This window comes from Azonexus sp., from assembly GCF_036170495.1.
Classification (GTDB): domain Bacteria; phylum Pseudomonadota; class Gammaproteobacteria; order Burkholderiales; family Rhodocyclaceae; genus Azonexus.
Genome location: NZ_JAVHPH010000135.1, coordinates 1 through 1,983, shown reverse-complemented (window position 1 = coordinate 1,983; position 1,983 = coordinate 1). Strand labels below are relative to the sequence as shown.

General features: G+C 61.6%; 2 protein-coding genes. One reads left to right on the top strand and one right to left on the bottom strand.

The genetic code is table 11. The features are described from left to right. A partial coding sequence (locus tag ADADOO_RS04265; protein WP_511275295.1) for a cbb3-type cytochrome c oxidase subunit I occupies window positions 1-834 on the top strand: 834 nt, incomplete at its 5' end. A 72-nt stretch (window positions 835-906) separates the two neighbouring features. On the opposite strand, the gene ADADOO_RS04260 is transcribed toward ADADOO_RS04265, so the two are convergent. Then, window positions 907-1,983: peroxidase family protein (locus ADADOO_RS04260; RefSeq protein WP_511275293.1), on the bottom strand; the 1,077-nt coding region annotated here is incomplete at its 5' end.

The following is a 1,983-nucleotide window of genomic DNA, read 5'->3' as shown; positions in this document are numbered from 1 at the left end:
TTCTACAACCCGGTGAACGTCGTTCTCGACAAGTTCTTCTGGTGGTGGACGGTGCACCTCTGGGTCGAAGGCGTGTGGGAACTGATCCTCGGCTCCTTCCTGGCCTTCGTGCTGATCAAGACGACCGGTGTTGACCGTGAAGTGATCGAAAAGTGGTTGTACGTCATCGTCACCCTGACGCTGATCACCGGCATCATCGGTACGGGTCACCACTACTTCTGGATCGGTACGCCGGAATACTGGCAGTGGTGGGGTTCCATCTTCTCCGCGCTGGAGCCGATCCCGTTCTTCGCCATGACCGTGTTTGCCTTCAACATGGTGAACCGTCGCCGCCGCGAGCATCCGAACAAGGCTGCCGTACTGTGGGCGCTGGGCACCGGTGTGATGTCTTTCCTGGGCGCTGGCGTGTGGGGCTTCCTGCACACCCTGGCTCCGGTCAACTACTACACGCACGGCACGCAGATCACCGCGGCGCATGGTCACATGGCGTTCTATGGCGCCTACGCCATGGTCAACCTGATGATGATCTCCTACGCCATGCCCATCCTGCGCGGCCGTGCTGCCAACAGCAACAAGTCGCAAGTGCTGGAAATGTGGTCGTTCTGGTTGATGACGGTCTCCATCGTGTTCATCACGCTGTTCCTGACCGCCGCCGGCATCCTGCAAGTCTGGCTGCAACGCGTTTCCGACACGCCGCTACCGTTCATGGTGGCGCAGGACAAGATCGCGCTGTTCTACTGGATGCGTGAATGGGCCGGCGTGGCCTTCCTGATTGGCCTGATCATCTACATCATCAGCTTCTTCGTTGGTGGTGAAGACGAAAAGACAGCCTGATCGCCAGTTCGCTGAAATAGCAAGCCAAGGCGCGGTTCTTCGGAACCGCGCCTTTTTTATGGCTATCCGGTTTTATCCCAGATCGAAACGGTCGGCATTCATGACCTTGGTCCAGGCGGCAACGAAGTCCTGAACGAATTTGGCCTTGTTGTCATCTTGGGCATAGACCTCGGCGTAGGCCCGCAGGATGGCGTTTGACCCAAACACAAGATCAACCCGGGTCGCCGTCCACTTGACCGTGTCGGTCTTGCGGTCGCGGATTTCGTACAGGTTCCGCCCCACGGGCTTCCAGGTGTAGGCCATATCCGTCAGATTGACGAAGAAGTCGTTGGTCAGCGCCCCGACGCGGTCGGTCAGCACGCCGTGCCGGGTGCCGCCGTGGTTGGTGCCGAGTACGCGCAGGCCGCCAACCAGCACCGTCATTTCAGGGGCGGTCAGACCGAGCAACTGCGTGCGGTCGAGCATCAATTCCTCGGCGCTGACGACGTAATCCTTCTTGAGCCAGTTGCGGTAGCCATCGGCCACCGGTTCGAGCACTGCGAAGGATTCGACATCGGTTTGTGCCTGGCTGGCATCGCCACGCCCCGGCGCGAAGGGAACGACGACATCGACACCCGCCGCCTTGGCCGCCTGCTCGACACCAACGTTACCGGCGAGCACGATCACATCGGCGAGGCTGGCGCCCGTCTCCGCAGCAATGTTCTCCAGCACGGCCAATACCCTGGCCAGCCGCGCTGGCTCATTGCCCTCCCAATCCTTTTGCGGCGCCAGACGGATGCGCGCGCCGTTGGCCCCTCCACGCATGTCCGAGCCGCGGAAGGTGCGGGCGCTATCCCAGGCGGTGGCCACTCTGTCGCCGATGCTCAGGCTGCTGGCGGCAATCTTCGCCTTGACGGCGGCCACGTCGTAGTCCTGGCGGCCGGCCGGCACCGGGTCTTGCCAGATCAGGTCTTCCTGCGGCACTTCGGGACCGATGTAGCGGGCTTTCGGCCCCATGTCGCGGTGCGTCAGCTTGAACCAGGCGCGGGCAAAGACTTCCGAGAAATAGGCTGGATCCTTGTGGAAGCGTTCGGCGATCTTGCGGTACTCGGGGTCGAACTTCATCGCCATGTCGGCGTCGGTCATCATCGGCTTGCAGCGGATCGAGGG